The sequence below is a fragment of the Chryseobacterium sp. A321 genome, assembly GCF_054489265.1.
Map to the genome: position 1 here is coordinate 441,489 of NZ_JBTMWZ010000001.1, position 23,856 is coordinate 465,344.

General features: G+C 41.4%; 22 protein-coding genes. 9 read left to right on the plus strand and 13 right to left on the minus strand.

Annotation, left to right across the window (positions count from 1 at the left end):
* Window positions 1-156 precede the first annotated feature (156 nt).
* The 6 genes from pgi to ACX3PZ_RS02150 all read left to right on the plus strand — a co-directional run bounded on the left by pgi (window position 157) and on the right by ACX3PZ_RS02150 (window position 5,634).
* Window positions 157-1,803 carry a glucose-6-phosphate isomerase gene (pgi, locus tag ACX3PZ_RS02125; RefSeq protein WP_459082625.1) on the plus strand — a complete coding sequence of 549 codons (1,647 nt, stop codon included), beginning with the start codon at window positions 157-159 and terminating at the stop codon, window positions 1,801-1,803.
* Window positions 1,804-1,829: 26 nt separating this feature from the next.
* Window positions 1,830-2,705: a bifunctional 5,10-methylenetetrahydrofolate dehydrogenase/5,10-methenyltetrahydrofolate cyclohydrolase gene (locus tag ACX3PZ_RS02130; protein ID WP_459082627.1), complete on the plus strand. Its 876-nt coding sequence runs from the start codon at window positions 1,830-1,832 to the stop codon at window positions 2,703-2,705.
* A gap of 50 nt (window positions 2,706-2,755) precedes the next feature.
* Window positions 2,756-3,385 (plus strand): 7-carboxy-7-deazaguanine synthase QueE, encoded by a 630-nt coding sequence (locus tag ACX3PZ_RS02135; protein WP_459082629.1) that lies wholly within the window; start codon window positions 2,756-2,758, stop codon window positions 3,383-3,385.
* Between the two features lie 67 nt (window positions 3,386-3,452).
* A complete protein-coding gene (locus ACX3PZ_RS02140) occupies window positions 3,453-4,205 on the plus strand; it encodes an MlaE family ABC transporter permease (RefSeq protein WP_459082631.1) in 753 nt (250 codons plus the stop codon).
* Window positions 4,205-5,011 carry an ABC transporter ATP-binding protein gene (locus ACX3PZ_RS02145; protein WP_459082633.1) on the plus strand — a complete coding sequence of 269 codons (807 nt, stop codon included), beginning with the start codon at window positions 4,205-4,207 and terminating at the stop codon, window positions 5,009-5,011. Before ACX3PZ_RS02140 ends, ACX3PZ_RS02145 begins: the two co-directional genes overlap by 1 nt.
* The gene (locus tag ACX3PZ_RS02150) at window positions 5,008-5,634 is read left to right on the plus strand and encodes an outer membrane beta-barrel protein (RefSeq protein ID WP_459082635.1); all 627 of its coding nucleotides are present in this window, start codon (window positions 5,008-5,010) and stop codon (window positions 5,632-5,634) included. The genes ACX3PZ_RS02145 and ACX3PZ_RS02150 overlap by 4 nt, the downstream gene beginning before the upstream one ends.
* Before the next feature lie 32 nt (window positions 5,635-5,666).
* Here ACX3PZ_RS02150 and ACX3PZ_RS02155 read toward each other — a convergent pair whose 3' ends face one another.
* Both ACX3PZ_RS02155 and ACX3PZ_RS02160 read right to left on the minus strand, forming a co-directional pair.
* On the minus strand, window positions 5,667-6,011 hold the full coding sequence (locus ACX3PZ_RS02155) for a hypothetical protein (protein WP_459111888.1): 345 nt from the start codon (window positions 6,009-6,011) through the stop codon (window positions 5,667-5,669).
* Between the two features lie 69 nt (window positions 6,012-6,080).
* On the minus strand, window positions 6,081-6,890 hold the full coding sequence (locus tag ACX3PZ_RS02160) for a M48 family metallopeptidase (RefSeq protein WP_459111889.1): 810 nt from the start codon (window positions 6,888-6,890) through the stop codon (window positions 6,081-6,083).
* 116 nt (window positions 6,891-7,006) lie between these two features.
* On the opposite strand from ACX3PZ_RS02160, the gene ACX3PZ_RS02165 reads away from it, so the two are divergent.
* On the plus strand, window positions 7,007-7,531 hold the full coding sequence (locus ACX3PZ_RS02165) for a DUF4251 domain-containing protein (protein WP_459111890.1): 525 nt from the start codon (window positions 7,007-7,009) through the stop codon (window positions 7,529-7,531).
* Here the strand turns inward: ACX3PZ_RS02165 and meaB are convergent.
* On the minus strand, window positions 7,521-8,510 hold the full coding sequence (gene meaB, locus ACX3PZ_RS02170) for a methylmalonyl Co-A mutase-associated GTPase MeaB (RefSeq protein ID WP_459111891.1): 990 nt from the start codon (window positions 8,508-8,510) through the stop codon (window positions 7,521-7,523). The genes ACX3PZ_RS02165 and meaB overlap by 11 nt on opposite strands.
* A gap of 13 nt (window positions 8,511-8,523) precedes the next feature.
* Window positions 8,524-9,516 carry an enolase C-terminal domain-like protein gene (locus tag ACX3PZ_RS02175; protein ID WP_459111892.1) on the minus strand — a complete coding sequence of 331 codons (993 nt, stop codon included), beginning with the start codon at window positions 9,514-9,516 and terminating at the stop codon, window positions 8,524-8,526.
* Window positions 9,517-9,582: 66 nt separating this feature from the next.
* On the opposite strand from ACX3PZ_RS02175, the gene ACX3PZ_RS02180 reads away from it, so the two are divergent.
* Complete coding sequence (locus ACX3PZ_RS02180) at window positions 9,583-9,858, plus strand: c-type cytochrome (RefSeq protein WP_459082647.1); 276 nt, start codon at window positions 9,583-9,585, stop codon at window positions 9,856-9,858.
* A gap of 61 nt (window positions 9,859-9,919) precedes the next feature.
* On the opposite strand, the gene scpA is transcribed toward ACX3PZ_RS02180, so the two are convergent.
* The 6 genes from scpA to ACX3PZ_RS02210 all read right to left on the minus strand — a co-directional run bounded on the left by scpA (window position 9,920) and on the right by ACX3PZ_RS02210 (window position 18,197).
* Complete coding sequence (gene scpA / locus ACX3PZ_RS02185; RefSeq protein WP_459111893.1) at window positions 9,920-12,040, minus strand: methylmalonyl-CoA mutase; 2,121 nt, start codon at window positions 12,038-12,040, stop codon at window positions 9,920-9,922.
* 150 nt (window positions 12,041-12,190) lie between these two features.
* Window positions 12,191-12,526, minus strand: a complete 336-nt coding sequence (locus ACX3PZ_RS02190; protein WP_459082651.1) for a hypothetical protein — start codon at window positions 12,524-12,526, stop codon at window positions 12,191-12,193.
* A 45-nt stretch (window positions 12,527-12,571) separates the two neighbouring features.
* A complete protein-coding gene (gene prfA, locus ACX3PZ_RS02195) occupies window positions 12,572-13,657 on the minus strand; it encodes a peptide chain release factor 1 (RefSeq protein WP_459082653.1) in 1,086 nt (361 codons plus the stop codon).
* Window positions 13,658-13,775: 118 nt separating this feature from the next.
* Complete coding sequence (locus ACX3PZ_RS02200) at window positions 13,776-16,049, minus strand: inorganic phosphate transporter (RefSeq protein ID WP_459111894.1); 2,274 nt, start codon at window positions 16,047-16,049, stop codon at window positions 13,776-13,778.
* 176 nt (window positions 16,050-16,225) lie between these two features.
* Window positions 16,226-16,498, minus strand: coding sequence for a hypothetical protein (locus ACX3PZ_RS02205; protein ID WP_459082657.1), 273 nt, complete (start codon window positions 16,496-16,498; stop codon window positions 16,226-16,228).
* Between the two features lie 91 nt (window positions 16,499-16,589).
* Entirely contained in the window at window positions 16,590-18,197 is a 1,608-nt protein-coding gene (locus ACX3PZ_RS02210) for a fumarate hydratase (RefSeq protein ID WP_459111895.1), read from the minus strand.
* Window positions 18,198-18,380: 183 nt separating this feature from the next.
* Here ACX3PZ_RS02210 and fumC point away from each other — a divergent pair, with 183 nt between their 5' ends.
* On the plus strand, window positions 18,381-19,763 hold the full coding sequence (gene fumC / locus ACX3PZ_RS02215; RefSeq protein ID WP_459111896.1) for a class II fumarate hydratase: 1,383 nt from the start codon (window positions 18,381-18,383) through the stop codon (window positions 19,761-19,763).
* Between the two features lie 63 nt (window positions 19,764-19,826).
* On the opposite strand, the gene ACX3PZ_RS02220 is transcribed toward fumC, so the two are convergent.
* Genes ACX3PZ_RS02220 through ACX3PZ_RS02230 form a run of 3 tightly spaced genes read right to left on the minus strand, consistent with a single transcriptional unit; the run spans window position 19,827 to window position 23,759 of the window.
* A complete protein-coding gene (locus tag ACX3PZ_RS02220; RefSeq protein WP_459111897.1) occupies window positions 19,827-20,552 on the minus strand; it encodes an ABC transporter ATP-binding protein in 726 nt (241 codons plus the stop codon).
* Window positions 20,553-20,590: 38 nt separating this feature from the next.
* The gene (locus ACX3PZ_RS02225) at window positions 20,591-22,057 is read right to left on the minus strand and encodes a DUF5687 family protein (protein ID WP_459111898.1); all 1,467 of its coding nucleotides are present in this window, start codon (window positions 22,055-22,057) and stop codon (window positions 20,591-20,593) included.
* Window positions 22,058-22,109: 52 nt separating this feature from the next.
* Window positions 22,110-23,759 carry a DNA repair protein RecN gene (locus ACX3PZ_RS02230; RefSeq protein WP_459111899.1) on the minus strand — a complete coding sequence of 550 codons (1,650 nt, stop codon included), beginning with the start codon at window positions 23,757-23,759 and terminating at the stop codon, window positions 22,110-22,112.
* Window positions 23,760-23,856 lie beyond the last annotated feature (97 nt).

The following is a 23,856-nucleotide window of genomic DNA, read 5'->3' on the forward strand; positions in this document are numbered from 1 at the left end:
AGTTTAGGGCGCAGAACCTTGGGCTTTGCCTCCCTTAGAATGATCACAAAAGAAAGGGGGGTGATTTTACAATATCACCTTCGTAAAATCTAGGCAAAAGGTGATAATTTGCGTAATTTTACCACCTCAAATACAATTCAACTAACAAAGTACCTTATGCTTTCAAAAATAAACCCTTCTCAAACCCAAGCATGGAAGGACCTACAAGCCCATTTTTCAGATCAAAACTTTGATTTACGCACCTTGTTTGCCTTAGACAGTACTCGTTTCGAGACATTCTCTGTTGCAAGCGATCATTTCCTCTTTGATTACTCGAAGAATTTAATTGACCAAAAAACCAAAGATTTACTTCTACAATTAGCGAATGAATGCGACTTAGAAAAGTCCATTCAAGCAATGTTTTCAGGAGAAAAAATCAACGAGACTGAGAACCGAGCCGTTCTTCATACCGCCCTTCGAGATTTTTCTTCGGATCCTATTTTGGTGGACGAGCAGAACATAAAACCGCAAATCCAAAAGGTTCTAGACCAAATGAAATCGTTTTCTGAAAATGTAATTTCAGGGAACCATAAAGGGTATACCCATCAACCCATTACGGACGTTGTAAATATCGGCATCGGAGGATCCGATTTAGGGCCTGTCATGGTGGTATCGGCACTAAAACACTACAAAACGAGATTAAATATCCATTTTGTTTCGAACGTGGATGGCAATCACATTGCGGAAGTACTAAAACCTTTAGACCCAGAAACGACCTTGTTTATTGTCGCTTCAAAAACCTTTACGACGCAAGAAACCATGACCAATGCAGAGTCTGCAAAACAATGGCTACTAGAAAGTGGTGCGACCACAAGTGATGTTGCGAAGCATTTTGTCGCTTTATCGACCAATACAAAAGCGGTTCAAGAATTTGGAATCTCTGCAGATTCAATCTTTGAATTCTGGGATTGGGTTGGAGGTCGTTATTCTCTTTGGAGCGCCATTGGACTGAGCATTGTACTTGCTGTAGGGTATGAAAATTTTGAATCTCTTTTAAAAGGGGCCAACAAAACTGACACTCACTTCAAAACGGCACCTTTAGATCAGAATGTCCCTGTTCTGATGGGGCTACTAGGAATTTGGTATCGCAATTTTTACGACGCATCATCGTATGCGATTCTTCCTTATTCCCAATATTTAGATCGCTTTGCAGCCTACTTACAACAAGGCGACATGGAAAGCAATGGAAAAAGTGTGGATCGAAATGGCAATTTTGTCGACTATGAAACGGGGCCCATTATTTGGGGCGAACCCGGCACCAATGGACAACACGCCTTTTATCAATTAATCCATCAAGGCACGGAACTTATCCCTTCAGATTTCATTGGCTATGTGGAGTCTTTAAACTCAGTTTCCGATCATCAACCTAAATTGATGGCAAATTACTTTGCACAGACCCAAGCTTTGGCTTTTGGTAAGACAAAAGAGGAAGTGGAAACCGAACTTCGACAAAGCGGCCAAGAGGAAAAACAAATTGAAAGCCTCGCAAATTTCAAAGTATTTAAAGGAAACATTCCCACCAACTCACTTTTGTTCAAGGAACTAACCCCTTTCACTCTAGGCGAACTAATTGCATTGTATGAACATAAAATCTTCGTACAAGGGGTGATTTGGAATGTGTTTAGCTTTGACCAGTTTGGCGTTGAACTTGGGAAAGTTCTTGCCAAAGGAATTCTTCCTGAACTACAGAGCAAGGAGAAGACCACTAGACTTGACAGTTCCACGAACGGATTACTTAATTACTACAAAGCAAACAATCAATAAAACATCTTTTTGCAAAAATCAGAATTATGGCTCAAATACTAGACGGACTCAAAGTTTCGAAAGACATCAAAAGCGAAATCAAAGTAGAGGTAGATAAAATTTTAGCTCAGGAGCTCCGTGCTCCGCATTTAGCAGCAATCCTTGTGGGCGAGAATGGCGCAAGCAAAGCATATGTAAATAGCAAAGTGAAAGACTGTAAAGAGGTAGGGTTCGAGTCCACTTTAATTCGCCTCTCGGACACAGTGACTGAGTCCGAACTACTTGCAGAAATTGAAAAGCTAAACCAAGATCCTGCGATCGATGGGTTTATCGTACAACTTCCTTTGCCAAAAGGAATTGATCAAGAACTTATCATTAATGCGATTGATCCCACAAAAGATGTAGACGGCTTTCATCCGGAAAACTTTGGTAGAATGGCCCTAGAAATGGAGGCATTCTTACCCGCAACCCCCTACGGGATCATGACTTTACTAGAGCGTTACAATGTAAGTACAAAAGGAAAAAATTGTGTGGTCATTGGAAGAAGTCGAATTGTTGGTCGTCCCATGAGCATTCTATTAAGCAGCAAAGGGGATCCTGGCGATGCAACCGTGACGGTTGTACATAGCCATACCCAAAACATAGAAGAATACACTCGCAAAGCAGACCTTATTGTGGTTGCCCTTGGCGCTCCGAAATACTTGAAAAAAGATATGGTGAAGGAAGGGGTTGTGATTATTGATGTCGGAATCACGCGCGTGGAAGATACAGGAGAACGTGGATTTCATTTAGAAGGAGACGTAGATTACGAAGGATGCAAAGAAAAGGCGAGCTGGATTACACCGGTTCCAGGAGGCGTTGGGCCCATGACTCGAGCTATGCTGATGAAAAACACTTTGCTAGCCTACAAACGTAGAGGCTAAGAACTAGATAAATAATATAGTGGAAATGGGTTTCCATATTTCAATACAAAATGATAGACGATCAGGAACAATTACTAAAAGAGGGTAAAATGCTCCCTGTCATGGAGCATTTTTACACCATCCAAGGAGAGGGTGCCCATACAGGAAAGGCGGCTTACTTTATCCGTCTTGGAGGATGTGACGTAGGGTGCCATTGGTGCGACGTGAAAGAGAGCTGGGACCCGAAAATCCATCCCTTGCTCGACGTAGAACAGGTGGCAGAAACGGCGGCAAACCACTGCAAAACAATCGTTTTAACAGGTGGAGAGCCCCTTATGTGGAATCTTGATCTTTTAACGGCAAAATTAAAAGAGCGAGGATGTACCGTTCATATTGAAACCTCTGGGGCCTATCCCCTAAGTGGGACGATCGATTGGATTACGCTTTCACCGAAAAAAACAGGTCTTCCCTTAGAGGAAATTTATCAAAAGGCAAGCGAACTAAAGATGATCGTTTTTAATCAAAATGATTTCAAGTTTGCCCAAAGCCAGGCTGAAAAAGTATCCGATATTTGCCGACTTTATTTGCAAAGCGAATGGGGAAAACGCGAGGAAATGTATCCAAAAATAACGGACTTTATTTTGGAAAACCCACAGTGGCAAGCCTCGGTCCAGACCCATAAATATTTAAATATTCCCTAGATAAGACATGCACAAGGTTCTACTCTGTTGTAGAGCATAATTAAAATATTAATATTACTTTCGCAGTATGACTAAAAAGTTTTTAACCGCATTTGGCGAGTATTTCATGCTTATGGGAAAAAGCATTCGCCGCCCCCAAAAAGCTGCCGTCTTTTGGAGGCTTTTGATGCGAGAAATACATGACCTAGGTGTGAACTCCTTTGGTCTTGTGGTATTTACCTCCATATTTGTCGGCGCGGTCGTTGCGATACAAATGTTTAATAACTTCAACGCCTCGTCCTTTCCAATTCCCGCAAGCTTTGTGGGGTATGCTACAAAAGCGGTTCTCGTATTGGAATTCTCCCCAACGATTATTGCCCTAGTACTTGCCGGAAAGGTCGGATCCTACATTGCCTCGAGTATTGGAACCATGAGAGTCTCAGAACAAATTGATGCCCTTGATATTATGGGGGTTAATTCCGCGAACTTTCTCATTCTTCCTAAAATAATTGCTTGCGTTTTGTTTAACCCATTGCTTATTGCATTAAGTATCACCGTGGGTATCTTTGGAGGATATCTAGCAGGTGAATTCACAAACAACTGGACTTCAGCAGAATATATCTCAGGAATCCAAATGTATATGCCCACTCTCTTTTATTATTATGCCTTCACCAAAACTATAGTGTTTGCATTTATTATAGCCACAGTGCCTGCCTATTTTGGATACAATGTAAAAGGAGGTTCCTTGGAAGTGGGTCGTGCAAGTACGCAGGCGGTAGTTTGGACTATGGTCTTTATTATCATCTCGGAGCTTATATTAACCCAAATGATCTTAAGCTAATGATAGAGGTTAAAAACTTAAAGAAACGCTTTGACGGTACGGAGGTACTTAAAGGTATCACGACTACTTTTGATACAGGAAAGGTCAATTTAATCATAGGGCAAAGTGGTTCAGGTAAAACCGTCTTTTTAAAGTCGCTACTCAATGTTCATGAACCTACGAGCGGAACGATCTTATTCGATGGGAGAGACATTATGAAAATGGGGCGAGACGAAAAACAAACCCTACGCTCTGAAATTGGAACTCTGTTTCAGGGAAGCGCTCTGTTTGACTCCTTAACGGTGGAGCAAAACATTACCTTTCCACTCGATATGTTTACAAACTTAACCTTCCGCGAGAAAAAAAGAAGAGCTTTTCAGGTCATGGGACTCGTGCGTCTAGACAACGCACAGCGAAAATATCCTGCAGAAATTTCCGGAGGGATGCAAAAAAGGGTGGCCATTGCACGGGCTATTGTCAACAATCCAAAGTACTTATTTTGCGACGAGCCCAATTCAGGGCTAGACCCTTATACTTCGAATGTTATCGATGATTTGATTCTTGAAATCACGAAGGAATACAATACGACAACCATCATAAATACGCACGATATGAATTCCGTAATGACTATTGGCGAGAAAATTGTATACCTAAGGGAAGGAATTTTGGAATGGGAGGGTGATAAAAACAATGTGATCACTGCAGGGAATAAAAACCTAATTGATTTTGTTTACTCCTCTGAACTCTTTAAGGAATTAAGAGAATACTTTTTGAGTACCAACAAAACCTCAATCGAAAATCAAATAACGAAACCTGAACAACAATGAAGAAATTAGTCAGTGCCGCTTTAATCGGTCTATCCGTGACGCTTTCTGCTCAAGTCTCTCTTGCAGCTAAAGCCAATTTATTATTTCCAACGGGCAAGCCAACGTGGGAAAACATTTCAAACTCTGCCACCGACGCATACAATTCGAGTGGTAAGAATAACACAGGATTCAATGTAGGACTGTCTGCAAAAATTGATTTGCCTACGGCTCTGTTTATTATGCCTGAGCTTTATTACACCACGTTCAAAAATGAATTCACCGATCCAACTACCAATACCACCATTGAAGCTAAAAGCAATCGTGTGGATTTGCCGGTTCTTGTAGGGTTAAATGTACTAGGAGATCAACTAGGTGTATTCGCAGGTCCTGTAGCAAGTTACAACCTTAGCACAGACAACCAATACAATGATTTTAAAGAAAATGCAGAATCAAACTTTACCGTAGGGTATCAATTTGGAGCGCAAGTGAAAGTGAGTAAACTACTGATTAATGCAAAATACGAAGGTGCATTCAACGAAGATCAGCGTGAGTTCATTAACAACAACGTTGCGGGTGAAAGCTACACAGTCCGTTATGACAACCGTCCAAGCTTATTTATGGTAGGACTTGGTTACGCATTCTAAGAAGCAAAGAACCTCTATTTAAATCCCCTGAATTAATAATAATTTGGGGGATTTATATTTTCATTCGGAGTTTCTTTTTGCTCCAGGGCTTTTTGCTGCAGTTCTTTTTCTTTTGCAAGCTCTTGTGCTTTGCGTTCAAGTTCTAATTTCTCTTTCTGCAGTTGTTTAAATTCGCGGCGTTTCTGTTCTTGTTTGAGCGCCGTTCCTTTGCTCACATAGCCCACCATTCCACCGAAAATCAACCCGAGCCCAATCCCAGCCATTATTCCCATAATATGGGAAAGTTTGATTTGTTCCACGGCAAAATCAGTGGTCAGATAAAATAAAAATGTGGCGATTACTAAAAGTATGACACCGACGAGACTTAGACTTTTCATAGTATATAAATTAAAACCTCTTCAAATTTAGTAAAATTTTGAAGAGGTTTAGGTTCTAATTAGATGGATTTAAATTTTACCACCTGCGTTTTTATAATATTCAAGGGCTTTTGGCAAATGTGCCGCTATTTGTGATTTCCTATTCTCCGGACTCGGGTGAGTAGAGAGGAATTCTGGAGGTCTATTGCCGCTTGTGGTCATAGACTCCATACGGTTCCAGAAAGGAGTCGCTCCTCTGGGGTCGTATCCTGCCATTGACATTAGGTAAAGTCCCATTTCATCCGCTTCTAATTCTTGTTTTCTACCGTACTTAAGTAAGGCTACTTGCGCTCCTACTGGGTAAATAGAGCCAAAAACTTGCGCTAATTGCCCATTAGAAATGGTACTTCCAAGAATCTGTCCTCCATACTGCGCTATCATGGCTTGAGATATTCTCTCGTTTCCGTGACCCGCCAAGGCATGGGATATTTCATGGCCTAACACCACCGCTAAACCGGTTTCATTCTGCGTAATGGGTAAAATCCCACTGTAAACGGCCACTTTTCCTCCAGGCATACACCATGCGTTTGCAGATGCATCTTGAATTAAATTATATTCCCAATTAAAAGCTGCTAAATCTTGCGAGCGCCCAATGGAATTATAATAGTTCTTGGCTGCATTTTGCAGTCGAAGACCCACATTCTTTACTTGATTAGCGGCTGTGGTGCCTTTGACAACTTTGGATTTTGCCAAAACTTCTTGGTATTGTTGAACCGCCATACTGGCAATTTGTGCGTCGCTCACTAATTGTACGGATTGACGTCCCGTAATGGGGTTCGTAGTACAGGCTACCATCAAAAGAGATGCAGCACCTACTGTAATTGCTTGTATAAATTTCATAGTTTTAAGTGTTATTAGATATCGTGGTTACAATATTTGTTCCAATTGTCAAAAATAATGTACCTTTAGTAGCCTTTGAGCACGAATTTTGTAAGAAACCTATAAAATATTGAAAAATGAAAAAATACATACTCCTATCGTTTGTCTTCGTATTGGCAATCCTCCAATCTTGTAGCTCTCAAGATTACCTTGATAAAACAACACTTGACAATTTGCTAGACTCTAAAGAATTTACCTTTATGGCAAAAAGAGCTGTACCTTCTTCGAGCGATATTTCAAGGGTAATGAGTGGTACTATGCAGGGGAGCTCTCGATTATTAGACCTCGATTACGGGTATACAATGGAAGTGACCAAAGGAAAGATTACTTCTACTCTTCCTTATTTTGGACGCATGTACACGCCTGCAACCGATCCTGACAAACAAAGCTATCGATTTACTTCCGAGAAGTTCAGCTACCAGGAATCTGTTGGAAAACGCAATGTGAATGTAATTACTCTTCGCCCACAGGATGTGACTCATGTTCAAAGAATGGTCTTGCAAGTGTATCCAAACGGCCGTGCCTACCTAACCATTGAAGCAAACGATCGTCAACTTATTTCGTACGATGGGTACTTAATGAAAAACGAAACTAAGAATTAGATTTAAAGAGTAAGTTCACAAAACTTTTTGCTTCGGAACTGGGTGTAGACTTAAGTTCGGATGCGTTTTGTTTGTGCCGCGCGTAATTTTCAGATAAATAGGCATCCGCTTCTGTACGTTCTATAAGGTAGTGTTTCACCCAATAGAAAAACCTTTTTTCTGCCTGCTCTTGCCTGCATTGAACAAAGCGATCCGATTGTTTCTTTTGATCAATGAACTTTTCAATTGAACTAAACACTTTATCAAGTCCTTGTTTTTCAAGCGCTGACCCTAAAAGAACTGGGACCTTCCAATTGGGCTCTTTTTCCGGCATAAAATAAAGTGCACGCAAGAGTTCCTGTTTGGTCTGTTTGGCGAGGGCTAAATTTTCGTTTTCCACTTTGTTGATAAAAATGAGATCGACCATTTCCATAATGCCTCGTTTGATCCCCTGCAATTCATCTCCACCTCCGGTAATTTTCAAAAACAAAAAGACATCGCTAAGTTCAGAAACCATCACCTCGCTTTGTCCCACGCCCACAGTTTCAATCAATATATAGTCGTATCCAGCTGCTTCACACAAAAGCATTGTTTCAAAAGTAGTGTTTGCTACGCCGCCCAAAAATCCAGAGCTAGGAGAAGGACGGATAAAGGCCATGGCGGATTTGCTTAACTCCTCCATCCTGGTTTTATCTCCTAATATAGATCCTTTGTTAAGTGTGGAACTTGGGTCGATCGCAAGGACTGCCACTTTCTTGCCTTTTTCTATCGCCAGAAGCCCAAAACTTTCGATGAAGGTGGATTTCCCAACGCCTGGAACCCCCGTAACGCCTACTCGAATGGCATTCCCAGTATACGGCATGATTTCCCTTAACAGGTCTTCGGCCTTCGCTCGATGCTCTGGCTTCTTGCTCTCCACCAAAGTGATAGCCTTGGCCAAAATTCTTTTGTCTCCCTCTCGAATTCCCTTTAAATACTCCTGTACCGATATCTCGTTCATCTTTTCTTCCTTATTAAGTTTTCATTTGAATGCCTAGTCCTGGCGATCTCTCTAATTGCAATTCACCTTGATAAACCTTACTCCCAACCGCATCATCATTTGCGATTAATTCGGCCCCATCAAGATCCGCATAATCACAAAGGGGCGCCAAGGCAATCCCTGCGGAAATTCCTACTGAGGACTCTGTCATGCACCCAATCATCACCCGAAACCCGTACTCTTTTGCTTTTTTGACCACCTCAAGCGCCGGGGTTAGACCACCGCATTTCATAAGCTTAAGATTTAAGGATGGATAATGGGGCTGCAAATCCGCCAATTGATCCATCGATTGAAAATCTTCATCGCCCATCCAGTTCACTTTTGAATTGCGTGATAAAACCTTATAATCGCCCACTTTTAAGGGCTGCTCTACATATACTAGTTTTTTAACGTTCAAACTTGCCTCTAGCCGCTTGCAATCCTCAGGTCCAAAACTAGTGTTTGCATCAATGGCAATCTTTTTTCCTGCCTCTAACAGAGCTACCAATTGTAAGGGATTCCATTCCACAAACTTTACTTTAAAGAAACTCCACTCTGAGCTTCTAATCTTTTGCACCTGCTCCCACGAACTTCCTCCACTAAGGGTTAAAGAGGAAATGGGGAGGGGACCTACAATCGAATTTAGTTCACCAAAAGATTTGCCCTCTAATTTTCCATACAAATCCCAATAGGCACAATCCAGAGCGCTACGTAAAAAGGAATTTTGAGCCCACTTCTTTAAAAGCAAATAAAACTCCTGCGGAGTCACCATAGAGACTTGTTTTACTAAACGTCTGATTCGACTCAATTCTTTTTCAAAATCAGAGAGGACGATGCCGTAATAAGTAATTTCGACACATTCCCCAAATCCCACGACGTCCTGCTCCGAAAGTTCCACAAGAAGTGCATTCCGATAGTCAAATTGCCCATACGCAATATGAAAAGGCTCTTTTAAAATTAATTTTCTAACTTTCCATCGTAATTCCATCTGATCTTTGGTTACTCATGTAAATTATTTAAATTTAACCAAAAATAACAACTAACAAAATTCTTTATGAAAAAAATGATCTTCGGTACCCTCACTTTAGGGCTAGTTCTCGCCTCTTGTACCCAGAGCGGCATGGCTGGAAGCAAACTTAAAAAAGAGCAGCAAATTGCAGAAGGCAAAACGATCTTTGAAAACTCTTGTCACAAATGCCACGCACTGCCAGAACCAAAATCTTTTACGGATGAACAGTGGGTAGGGCTCGTGAATGCGATGGCACCGAAAGCCAAACTAAGCGACGAGCAGGGGAAACTTGTATATGAGTATGTTTCTAACACGAACTAGAAAAAAATAAAAAAGCGGACTTTCCTTAGAGGCAAAGTCCGCTTTTTTTGTTTTTAATCGCTTATTCTTTTAAATACCCTTCCAGAATCTGACAAGCCGACTGCGGAAGACTTGTACCGGGTCCAAAAATATAATCGGCCCCGTTTTCATACAAATAGTCATAATCTTGTTTGGGGATTACCCCCCCAACTACGATTTTTATATCGGTGGCTCCCAGTTTTTTAAGTTCTTCTACGACTTTAGGCACGAGGGTTTTATGCCCTGCCGCAAGTGAGGAGATACCCAATACATGGACATCATTCTCGACGGCTTGAAGAGCTACTTCCATTGGGGTCTGAAACAAAGGCGCGACATCAACATCAAAGCCCATGTCGGCAAATGCAGTCGCTACTACTTTTGCGCCCCGATCGTGACCGTCTTGTCCCATTTTCGCAACCATAATACGGGGACGACGTCCAAAGTTATTCTCAAAGGTTTCGCATAAAGCGAGGGCTTTCGCGAAATATTCATTCTTAGTTGCACTCATCGCATACACTCCTTGAATCGTTCTAATGTTCGCTTTGTAACGACCGAAACTTTTTTCCATCGCATCACTCATTTCACCTAAGGTCACTCGCCTTCTGGCGGCTTCAATACAAAGTTCTAATAAATTTCCATTTCCGTTACTAGCAGTCTGTTCAATTTCTTGAAGGATCTCACTTACCTTTTGTGCATCGCGACTTCTTTTAAGACTCTCTAGTCTTTCAATTTGCTCTTTACGGACCTGTGAATTGTCGATATCAAGAATATCGAATCGGGGTTGTTCAAGTTCAGATTTGAAGGAATTGACTCCAATAATAAATTCCTCTCCGGAATCAATTTTGGCCTGTTTGCGGGCAGCGGCTTCCTCGATTCTCATCTTTGGAATTCCTTGTTCAATTGCTTTAGTCATCCCACCTTGCGATTCTACTTCTTCAATATACTTCATCCCTTCTGTAATCATCTGCTTGGTCAAAGCCTCGACTAGGTCACTACCCGCACAGGGATCCACCACGTCACAAATACCGCTCTCCTGTTGGAGAATAATTTGTGTATTTCTTGCAATTTTTGCAGAATAATCTGTGGGCAGTGCAATGGCTTCATCCAAAGCATTGGTATGCAAGGATTGCGTACCTCCTAAAGCTGCCGACAGGGCTTCAATAGCAGTTCTTGTTACATTATTAAAGGGTTCTTGCTCCGTAAGGCTCCAACCGGAAGTTTGAGAATGGGTACGAAGTGCAAGACTTTTAGGGTTTTTAGGTTCAAAGGGCTTGAGAAGCTCCGCCCATAAATAGCGGGCCGCTCGCATCTTAGCAATTTCCATAAAATGATTCATTCCTACGGCCCAGAAAAAGGAGAGACGAGGCGCGAAGGAATCGATTGACATCCCTGCTTTAATCCCTGTACGTACATACTCAAGTCCATCTGCAAGTGTGTAAGCCATTTCTAAAACAGGCGTAGCACCTGCTTCCTGCATATGGTAGCCTGAAATGGAAATCGAATTAAACTTGGGAATGTTTTGAGCGGTATACTCAAAAATATCCGCAATGATTTTCATGGACGGCTTGGGTGGATAGATATAGGTGTTCCTCACCATGAATTCCTTCAATATATCGTTCTGAATGGTCCCTGAGAGCTTCTCTTGACTCACGCCCTGCTCCTCGGCAGCCACGATATAAAAGGCCAAGATTGGCAGCACTGCTCCATTCATTGTCATAGAAACAGAAATCTCATCCAGTGGAATCTTATCAAAAAGAACTTTCATATCTTCCACCGAATCAATGGCTACCCCGGCTTTACCGACATCTCCTTCGACCCTAGGATGGTCTGAATCGTATCCTCGGTGGGTGGCTAAATCAAAGGCGACCGAAAGCCCCTTTTGCCCAGCTGCGAGGTTCTTTAAATAAAATGCATTGGACTCCTTCGCTGTGGAAAAACCGGCATATTGACGAATGGTCCACGGCTTTTGTACATACATAGTGGGATAGGGCCCTCGAAGGTAAGGAGCCACTCCTGCACTTACACTAGAGGTAAGAGAGGCATCCGTGTCCGCCTCTGTGTAATGAGATTTTAATTCCAATCCGTCCTTTTCAAAAAGAAAGGGAGTCTTTGGAAATGTAAGTATCTTAAATTCAGGATTTTGATTTTGAATTTTCCGGCGCATAACGGTAATTGAATTGAAAAAGTAAAGTTACAAATTTTTACGAGGTTTTTCGAGTGGCTCCAAAAGGTCTAGGAAAGGGAGATTTCAAGAGTGTATGAACAAAAAAACATGCCTTGGATAAGACATGCTTTTTTCTAATTTCTAAATTTATCACTTGTCGGAAACCGACTCTTTGACGTCCTTTGCTCCTTTTTCCACTGCAGAGGCTGCATCTGCGGTTACTTTCTTCGCTTCTCTTCTGAGATCTTTAGATCCTTCTTTAAGGGCATCTCCTACTTCGTTCAATTTCAGTTTAGCTTTCTCAGCTGCCTCTTGGGATTTCACTTTCAAGTTTTCTGCACTTGAATCTACTTTGAGCTTATCGATTCCGACGTGTTCAATTGTGGTGGTATCCCCGTCTTGTTGAATCACCGTTGTTTTTTCTTTTACGCAGGCGCCTAAAGTGAATAGACTTCCCATTAGACCTAGTAGAACCAATTTTTTCATCGTTTATGTGTTTTTTAATTAGGTAACAAATAACAAACCAAACTTCTAATACTCGTCCTCAGCTCCTTTCATCTTCTCGGCATTTTCCGCCATGATGACCGCATCAATCATTTCTTGAATATCCCCATTCATATAAGCGTCCAGGTTGTAAATGGATTTGTTAACTCGGTGGTCGGTGACTCTACCTTGAGGATAATTATAGGTTTTAATCTTTGCAGATCTATCTCCGGTCGAAACCATGGATTTACGCTGAGCAGCAACATCGCCTTGTACCTTTTGAAGTTCAATATCGTAAAGTTTTGCTCTTAGCATTTCCATTGCGAGTTCCCGGTTGGCTAACTGAGAACGAGCTTGTTGGCAAACGACCACAAGACCCGAGGGTTTATGGGTTAACTGCACCTTGGTTTCCACCTTATTCACATTTTGCCCTCCTGCCCCTCCGGAACGTGAAGTTTGCATCTCGATATCGGCAGGATTAATCTCTACGTCTACTTCTTCTGCTTCTGGCAAAACGGCCACGGTAATTGCTGAGGTATGCACTCTCCCTTGAGATTCCGTCTCAGGGACACGCTGTACCCGGTGAACACCGGATTCAAATTTCATAATACCGTAAATACCATCTCCCTCCACTTTCATGATGAGTTCCTTGTACCCTTTCGCAGCTTCGTTAGAGTCGGTAATTTCATGCTTCCACCCTTTGGTTTTGAAGTACATTGCGTACATTCTATAAATATCTTCGACAAAAATAGCGGCTTCGTCTCCTCCCGTTCCTGCACGAAGTTCCACAATGACATTTTTATCGTCCGTAGGATCTTTAGGAATCAGAAGGACCTTTAATGCCTCTTCGAATTCTGGCAACTTATCTTGGGCTTCTAATTTCTCCATTTTGGCCAAATCCACAAATTCCTTGTCGCTGCCGTCCGCAATGATTTCATCTGATTCCTTGATGGTATCAAGCGCGGATTTATATTCATCGTATACCTTCACGATCTTACCAAGATCGCTATACTCCTTATTTAGCTGAGAATAGCGTTTTTGATCCATGATCACATCGGGTTGGATGATAAGGTCGGCGACCTCATTGTAGCGTTGCTTGATTGCTTCAAGCTTAGGAATTAGGGATTTTGACATGGATAACTTTTTGTGCCTGCAAAGATAAAGAAAACTTGCAAAACCATAGAGGGAGCTTTAAGAAACTCTTTCTAAAACTATCAATCCACTCGAATGAGTGGATTGATAGGAATTTATTCTAAGATTTAATTTCCGGTTCGCTAGGTTCAACAATTCTCTTCTCATAGAGATTGATAAACATTTTCGAAATACGCATTAATACCGCCTGTATGTCCCTACTCTGTAAAAACACGTTCGTTTGAAGCACTCCTTCTTTTGTGGAAGGCTTGGTTCTGTTAATGTTGGCGATCTGATAATCCAATTTTTCATTGATATAAGCTCTCACCTTATCTCTCTCCGCTCGGATGTCATGAATATTCTCATCGGCCGTTTGCTCTAGAGAAACTAAAATGATATTGAAGAATTCACCCATTCTTGAATCCAGTTTCTTTAAGTCTTTCAAAAACTCTAAATCACTAACCACATGCAGATTCTTCACAAAATAGAGGGCCTCATTGCTTAAGGACCTAGTAGATTGAGCAAGGTCTTGAATGAAATCACTGCTTAGAACAATGGCTTGCGCCGTTTGCTTGTCATTAATACTTAACGACTTAATGTATTTTATACTTTTGACTCTTACTTGATGTCCGTGCTTCTCTAAATCGACTAGGGATTTGTTCGCACTTTCTAATTTCGCGATATTCCCTTCGATAAGCCCATCTAAGATAAGGTTGTAGTTGATTGCAATTTCAGAAACTGTCGAACTTACAATAGATTGGTACTTCTGAACTGTATTTAAGTCACTATCTCCTAAAACCTTAAGTCGATCCTCGTTTCTCTTCTTCTCCTTCACTTTCCTACTGAAACGAATATTGGATACCACAATAAAGGCAAAAACAACCCCCATAAGCGCATAGGTTCCCTCTCTACCCCCTTTGTACATAATTAAGGCAAACACAGCAGAAACGCTAAAAGCAATTAAGGCCGTAATAAACCAACCTCCAATCACGGAAAGTACACCTGCTACTCTATATACTGCGCTGTCTCTTCCCCATGCATTGTCTGCAAGGGAGCTTCCCATTGCGACCATAAAGGTAACATAGGTAGTGGACAAAGGGAGTTTCTCCGAAGTAGCCCAAGCAATGATACTAGAGGCAATTACCAAATTCACAGCCGCCCGAACTAAGTCGAACGAAGGAGCATCTTGCGATTCAGCTGCTTCAATTAATTTCTTTTCTTGTATCGTGTTTCGATAGCGTCTAGTAATCGACTGGGGAATAATAACGCCAAAGATCTTCCCAAACGTCAGCGATGAGTTCACAATGCTACGTGAGATTAAATTCGCTTTAAATCGCTCGTCTCCTTCGTCTTGTCGACCGAGACTTACTTCCGTTTCCGTCACGTTCTTTGCCTTTGCACTGAACCAAATAGTAAGACCCATGATGACCCCTGCTATTAACAACATATAATTAGGTACAATCACATCGTTGCCTGCCAAATAATCCATGAAATACTCATTTGCAGGAACTCCCGAACTAGCCCAATCTTGAAACGCTAAAAGTCCTGAAATCGGAACTCCAATAAAGTTGACTAAGTCGTTTCCAGCAAAAGCCATCGCAAGAGCGAAGGTTCCTAAAAGGACCACAACTTTTAGCGGGTTCACTTTATAGAATCGCTGCAAGAGGTAAAGTACAACCAAAGCTAACACAAACATACTCACCAAAATAGCACTGGTATTCGCTTGAATTAAAAGGGTGGTCTCCTGGTTTAATAGAGTAGTTCCTTTTAATCCTTTAATAAGGAGGAAATAGACGATCGAAGTGATTCCAATTGAGGAAAATAACACTCCGTAGGTGGCTAATTTTTTGTCAAAATTAAAGGTGAACAAAATTCTAACCAGGTACTGAATCAGAGCCCCGGCTGTAAACGCAATCAAAACCGAGAGAAATATACCGGAGATGATGTTATTTGTACTTTCAAAATTAATGTATTTCCATATCTCACTTATGGTCTCATTCTTCGACATTGAAAGTAAAAACCCAGCCATAAGCGAGGCACCTAAGAGTTCGAAAATAATAGAGACGGTGGTAGAGGTCGGCAAACCAAGACTGTTAAAGACATCTAATAGAATAATATCCGTGAGCATCACGGCTAAAAATACGATTAGAAGGACGTCAAAAGTAAAGTACTGCGGATAGAAAATTCCCTTTCGAGCAATTTCCATAATTCCACTTGAAAAAACGGAGCCAATAACTACACCCGCAATTGCAATTAAGATAATGGTCCGAAAAGAGGCTACTTTAGACCCGATGGCGGAATTTAAAAAATTCACCGCATCGTTACTTACGCCCACTACTAAATCAATAACGGCAAGTACCAGTAGAGCTCCTACCACAAAAATGAAATAATCCATGAAAATAGTTTGGTGCAAATTTACGATTATACTCAAGGGTACTCATCATATGTTAACGAAACTTAACATTGAAGTTTAGACCCAAAAAAAACCGACCCATTGGATCGGTTTATATATATAGTTTTGCTTTGAAAATGCAATTCACTCAGCTATAGAGCAAATTACACCATCATCCACTAGTGATGACCTTCGTGCAAAAAGGGACCTCGCCCTTTTGGATTGCTATAGATAACTTCTGCTCCTTGTTCTGGCAAAGTTTTACGTCTTATTTCTTCTGGATCAAAAGGTTTCGTTTTACCAAAGTACTCCATTAGCCCTTCCGTTAACCACAACGGAATCACCAGTCCGAAGAACATTAGGATACACCAGAATCCAATTAGCATCATGATTATAAAAAACACGAACCAAATAAATTGGTAAAATGGCCACAATTCTAATACTGTTAACATTTCTTTAGATTTTGAGCAAAAATAGTATTTTTAATTCTATTACTAAAATTCTAACCCCTCTTTTTAATTGTTTATTCTGATTCTAAACTTCTCAGCGGGTTAAAGACTGAAAAAAATCGTTCCCTTTGTCATCCGTAATGATAAAGGCTGGGAAATCTTTAACTTCGATTTTCCGTACCGCTTCCATACCGAGTTCAGGAAAATCAATAACTTCTACCGATTTTATGTTTTCTTTGGCTAGAATGGCCGCGGGTCCTCCAATTGACCCCAAATAAAATCCTCCGTACTTACCGCAAGCATTTGTAACACTGTCACTGCGATTTCCTTTTGCAAGCATCACCATACTTCCTCCATGAGACTGGAATTCATCTACGTAAACATCCATTCTACCTGCCGTTGTGGGTCCAAAACTACCGGAAGGAAGTCCTTCTGGAGTTTTTGCCGGACCTGCGTAGTAAACCGGATGGTTCTTAAAATACTCCGGCATCGCTTCTCCGCGATCGAGCATTTCTTTAATTTTTGCATGTGCGATGTCACGGGCCACAATAAGTGTTCCACTTAATTTAAGGCGGGTCTTGACTGGATACTTTGACAATTCAGCTCGGATCTCTTCCATTGGCTGATTCAAATCAATCTCCACGGCTTTTTCAAGATGGGGAGCGGTTTGCGGAAGGAAGCGTTTTGGATCCGCCTCTAGTTGTTCTAAAAAAAGTCCATCCTCCGTTATTTTCGCTTTGATGTTTCGGTCTGCAGAGCAGGAAACCCCCATTCCCACTGGACAAGAGGCTGCATGTCTAGGAAGTCGAATTACTCTGACGTCATGGGTTAAGTATTTCCCTCCAAACTGAGCACCAATTGCGGATTTTTGACAAATCTCTTGAATCTTCTTTTCCCATTCAATATCTCGAAACGCCTGACCTCCATCATTTCCCTCTGTAGGCAAATGATCAAAATACCCAGCACTTGCTTTTTTCACGGCTGCCAAATTTGCTTCTGCGGAAGTTCCTCCAATCACAAAAGCCAAATGATAAGGGGGACACGCTGCTGTCCCTAAATCCATAATCGCTTTGGAAACGAACTCCTCTAATGATTTTTCGTTCAGAAGTGATTTTGTCTTTTGGTATAAAAAAGTTTTGTTTGCAGACCCTCCTCCTTTTGCCAGAAACAAAAATTCATACTTCGCACCTTGGGTTGCATAAATATCAATTTGAGCGGGGAGATTCGATCCTGAATTCTTCTCGTCAAACATGTTAATAGGCACAATTTGGGAATAACGAAGGTTACGACTTTGGTACGTGTTGAAAATTCCTTTGGAAATCCACTCGGCATCCACACTGCCCGTGTACACATCCTCTCCTTTTTTAGCCATGCAAATCGCGGTTCCGGTATCTTGGCATGAAGGAAGTGCTCCTTCTATGGCCACAGCCGCATTCTGAAGTAAGTTGTAGGCAACAAACCGATCGTTATCCGTTGCTTCTGGGTCTTCAATAATATTCCTCAACTTTTGCAGGTGAGAACTACGAAGCATAAAGGAAACATCGGCAAGTGCGTTTTCCGCCAAAATTTCGAGCCCCTTTGGGTCCACGACCAAAATCTCGCGATCCCCCACTTTTTGAGTGGAAACATAGTTAGAGGTTAGTTTTTTGTAAGGAGTATCGTCTTTTAGAATCGGATACGGTTCTTGGTATTGAAAATCCATTGGTTTTAATTTTGAGCCGTAAAAATAAGCAAATTAATAGAGTCTAGAAAATTAGAATCCGCCTTCGTAAGCTTTACTAGGAGATGTATTTTTCGATCAAAGAACTTTCCCTTTTGAGCCTAATCCACAGAAAATTCGTAACTTTAAAATCATCAAATCATACTTTAATTAATACAATATACAATGAACTACCGTACGGAACATGATACGATGGGCACGGTTCAAGTGCCTGCAGACCGGTATTGGGGCGCTCAAACGGAGCGCTCAAGAACCAATTTTAAAATTGGGCCTAGCGCTTCCATGCCCAAAGAAATTATCGAGGCCTTTGCCATATTGAAAAAAGCAGCAGCCTTTACCAATGCAGATTTGGGAGTCTTATCGGCTGAAAAAAGAGACCTAATCAGCAACGTTTGTGAGGAAATCCTGGAGCAAAAATTGTGGGATGAATTTCCACTAGTCATTTGGCAGACAGGATCTGGGACACAGAGCAACATGAATGTGAACGAAGTCATTTCCAATCGAGCACACGTTCTCAATGGAGGGACACTTGGAGAAACCTCTATAGTACACCCAAACGACGATGTAAACAAGTCACAAAGTTCAAACGACACCTTTCCCACCGCGATGCACATTGCAGCCTATAAAATAGTAGTGGAATCGACCCTGCCCGCCGTGGAAAAACTTAAAACCACACTCGAATCAAAAGCCAAAGAATTTAATTCAATTGTCAAAATTGGCCGAACCCACCTAATGGATGCTACGCCCCTTACTTTGGGGCAGGAGTTTTCAGGGTACGCCGCACAACTCGGCTATGCGATCAAAGCCATCAAGCACACCCTTGCGCACCTTAAAGAAATTGCCTTAGGAGGAACCGCAGTGGGAACCGGACTCAACACACCCAAAGGATACAGCGAAAAAGTAGCGCAGTATATTGCAGAGTTCACGGGACAGCCCTTTGTTAGTGCACCTAACAAATTTGAAGCCCTTGCCGCCCACGATGCGATCGTAGAAAGCCATGGAGCTCTAAAACAACTTGCAGTGTCTCTTTTCAAAATCGGCCAAGACATTCGGATGCTTGCCTCTGGCCCCCGTTCTGGGATCGGCGAGCTTTTCATTCCGGAGAATGAACCCGGATCTTCCATTATGCCTGGGAAGGTCAACCCGACACAAAACGAAGCACTCACGATGGTTTGCGCTCAAGTATTAGGCAATGACACGACTATCTCATTTTCAGGAACTCAAGGAAATTATGAGCTGAACGTATTTAAACCGGTTATGGCTTATAATTTCTTGCAATCCGCAAGACTTCTGGCGGATGCGTGCCTTTCGTTTAACGAACATTGCGCCGTAGGCATTGAGGCAAACAAGGAAAGAATTGATCAACTTTTACACAATTCCCTTATGCTCGTGACGGCTCTAAACACGCACATCGGATATGAAAATGCAGCGAAAATCGCCAAAACAGCCCATAAAAATGGAACTACACTAAAACAAGAAGCGATCAATTTAGGCTTAGTAAGTGCAGAAGATTTTGATAAGTGGGTTCGCCCACAAGATATGGTGTAAGAAGCCACACTTGCTTAAGATCCATTAAAAAATCCCTCAGAAGAGGGATTTTTTAGTATTAGGTTATAGGCTTTGGGCCTGCGTCTCCATTTCGCCGACCGTAAAAAAGCTTTCAAGCTCTTTTAAAGTCTCCGGGCTGGTTCTGATGTCCCGCACTAGTTCTCCTTTATTGAGTAAGACTATCCGATTGCTTACTTCGGTCGTATGGGCCAAATCGTGACTTGAAATAAGAAAAGTCACATTCGATTTCGTAGACCAATTCCGAATTAAATTTTTAAGTTTAATCTGGGTGGAAGGATCCAAATTCGCAAAAGGTTCGTCAAGCACTATTACCTCAGGATTTCCGATCAATGCACCAATGACTCCGACCTTCTTTTGGTTCCCTTTCGAGAGATCCCTGACGTATTTCTTTGCATTTAGAATTTCACCATTAAAGAAATCTGTAAACTGAACAAGAAACTCATCGACTTGAGCCTTCGACTGCCCTCTCAATTCTCCTAAAAAGTAAAAATATTCCTCAGGTGTCAAATACCCAATTAGAAACGTATCGTCGATAAAGGCAGAAACTTTCGTTTTCCAACTCTCCGTCTCGTTGACCTTCGATCCGTCCACTGAAATAGATCCAGTGGTGGGTTCAATTAAATCAAGCAAAAGACTGAATAGAGTGGTTTTTCCTGCACCGTTATTCCCCACGAGTCCAAAACTCTCTCCTTTCGGAATTTCAAGACTCTCAATATTAAGGACTTTTCTATCTCCGTAAACTTTCGAAATATTCTGTATTGAAATCATAGTATTTTTTCTTTTTATTAGCCAAATAGTTTTTGGAATTACCCTACTTTTTTAAAGGCTTCTAGTGTGGTGTATTTTTCTTTTTTATAAACCTTTACAATCATATCAAAAATCCAGTCTCGAAGTAAAAACCCAATGAGACCGAGTCCTGCTAAAGCCGCGACGGCCAAATATTGGTTGAAAAAGTGATTCATTAGCGCGTAAACCGCCATCGGTAAAATCATCTGAGGCACGATCAAAAGGAAGGTCTTCAAATTGAAAGTATTTCCCCCTCCAAACGACTTGCCGCTTGAATTAAGATCGAGTGGTTTTTTATTGTACGCTCCAGCAAGTAGCGTCACGTGACAATTGACTCCTAAATTATAGAGTCCCGCTCCAAAAATAATGAGCCACAAATCAAATCCGAAAAACAAATAGAAGAAGGAGAGCACTAAAGAAACAAGAGTTCCCGTCACTAAGAGCGCCCACTTGCCTTTTAAATACTGCTTGTAAGGAACATTTAGCGTCATCATTAAAGGATAGTAGGAACTATCCCAAGAAGGAACCCGCTGTCCAAACATAAACATAAAGCCTCCGGTCACAAAAATGGCCGCAAAGAGTTTCATGAAATCCGTTTCGTAGGCCGAGTTAAAAAACAAAAGGCCATAAAACAAAAAGGCCACTCCCATTAACGCTGCGGAACGCGCAGCTTTGCTCCTTTTCAAAAGCTTTACATCGTTATTAATAAAGGTTCCTGTGACGCCAAAACGATTGAGGAACTGAATGTTTTCCGTTTTTCCTTCGGACACTTTGAGCTCTAAACCTTGGTCTAAATAAAACGTCTTTTTAATGGTTTGATAGGCCAAATAGGCCGCGCCTAGTGCAAGCATTACCGGAATCACACAAAGCCAGGGTTGCAAATACAAACTATGAAAAACCGTTTGAGAAATCGCGAGTACAGAAAAGACTTGAAAGTACTCTAATGCCCCTAAAATGGCTGCAATGACTACTGTGATTATTAAGATACTCGTTTTACCATTGAGTAATATATTCAAAAAATTACTTAAGTAGAACATGAAAAGAATGCCGAGGGTAAAGCCGAGGGTTCCTATAACCGAATACCCTCCTTCAAAAATGAGTAGTCCTGCGAAGGGAAGTAAAAAAAGTAAGTACCCCCAATTGAAAAAATGAGTAAAGGTTTTAAAGATCGTATAACGAACCAAAAACGTTTTGCTTAAATTTTGAGTGAGAAAGGGCTTCATGTTCTGTGTGGGCATCTGCTGCATAAAGTAGCGTATCGCTAGATCGAGCACCCAGTAAAAGAAGAAAAACTGGCAAAATAAAACCAGTGGATCCACCTGCATTTCTTGAGTAGCATAATAATACAGAATAAAAGGCGTACTCAAATAAACCAGACCAAAATATACCATCCCAAAGCCCATTAGAATCTTCATAGCCAGATTCGTTGCGAACTGCGGATTTCTTAAAAAATTAAGAATTTCTAATCGAAGGAGTCGTATATACATAAAAGACGAGCATTTATTTCATAAGTAGAAAAATCGCCCCTTTTGTTACATCTCACTTCATAAGTTCTTTCGCCTGCGCAAGGGCCGCATCGGTAATTTTAGAACCCGATAGGAGCTGGGCAACTTCGGATAATTTTTGAGAGTCATCTAATTTTAAGATCGTAGAGGTCGTTTTGCCCTCAATCTCGCTTTTGACAACTTTATAGTGGTCTTGACCCTTGGCGGCTACTTGTGCTAAATGGGTGATGAGAATAAGTTGCAAATCACTTGACATCTCTTTCATTAAGATCCCCATGTCTTCCGCTACTTTCCCAGAAACACCTGTATCAATTTCGTCGAGGATTAAGGTAGGAAGCTCTCTCGATTGGGCCATAATTTTCTTTATGGCCAGCATGACTCGTGAGCGTTCTCCCCCAGAGATGGCCAGATGGATAGGCTTTAAATCAAATCCCGAATTTGCTTGAAAAAGAAGTTGAATGTGATCCTTCCCAAAGGAGCCAAAAGATTCTGCTTCCGAAATATTGAATTCCATCCTCGCTTTTTCAAGCCCAAGCTTGCTTAAGGTCTGGGAGATTTGCTTCGAAAATGCATCCGTATATTTCAATCGTTGAACACTGAGCTTTTTTGCAAGAGTCGATAACTCCTGCTGAGACTTTGAAAGCTCTGTTTTGGTGGTTTCAATAAAAGATTCGAGTTCATGAAATCCCGTTTGCTCTCCGGACAATTTATCCCGCACCTCTCGCAATCCCTCTAAGGAATCCACCCCGTGTTTCACAAAAAGTGCGTTAATCTTATCCACCTGTATTTGCAAAGCAGCGAGAAGTTCAGGGCTTGACTCTAGATCTTCTGCCTTATTTTGAAGTTCAAAAAGAATATCTTTCAATTCTACGAAATTACTTTCGAGACGCTCTCTAAGAGCTGTAAACTCATGAGATAGGTCCGCTACTTTGGAGAGCTTCGCTCTCGCATCGAGCATGGAATCAAGGACCCCTAACTCTTCGGCATCAAACCTTGAAAAGAACGATTGTAAGTTCTCAACGATGATTCCCACATTTTGTTGGGTTTGCAATTTGGTTTGCACCTCAGCCCAATCCAGTTCATCTAGTGGTAAATCTTCCAATTCTGTGAGCAAATAAGTGCGATAATCCGCACTTTGAGTAAGCTCCTTATATTGACTCTCTAGTCTTTTAAGCTCTTTCTCAAGCGTTTTCGCTCCCTCGTATTTGCTTTGGTAACTTTCTAGCGTCCCACTGTTTCCGGCAAGACCATCAATGAGATTAAATTGAAATTCTTGTGTGAATAAAGAAGCGGTCTCAAACTGAGAATGAATATCAATGAGTTGACTTGAAAGCATTTTCAAAACATCGAGCGTCACAGGGCGATCGTTTACGAAAGCTCGTGATTTGCTTGCACTAAGAAGTTCCCTTCTAACGATCGTATGTGAATCAAAATCCAAATCGTTGGCTTCAAAAAAGGGTTTTAGCTGAGAGGAAATTTCGAATTCTGCTTCTACAATGCTTTTCTTATCAGCATTCATCGAAGATTTAAGATCCGCACGCTCACCCAAAATAAGACGCAAAGCACCGAGCAAAATGGACTTCCCAGCCCCTGTTTCTCCAGTGATCACTTGCAATCCATTTCCCAAGGTGAGTTCTAGGGAATCAATCAGCGCGAAATTTTGAATTGAAATTCTCTTTAGCATAGGACAAAAATAAGAATATTGTAAGACTTTACCGCCAGCTCCTTTCAAATTAATCCCCTAAAAGCGAAATTCTACTCCGCTTCTAGAATAGTTACTA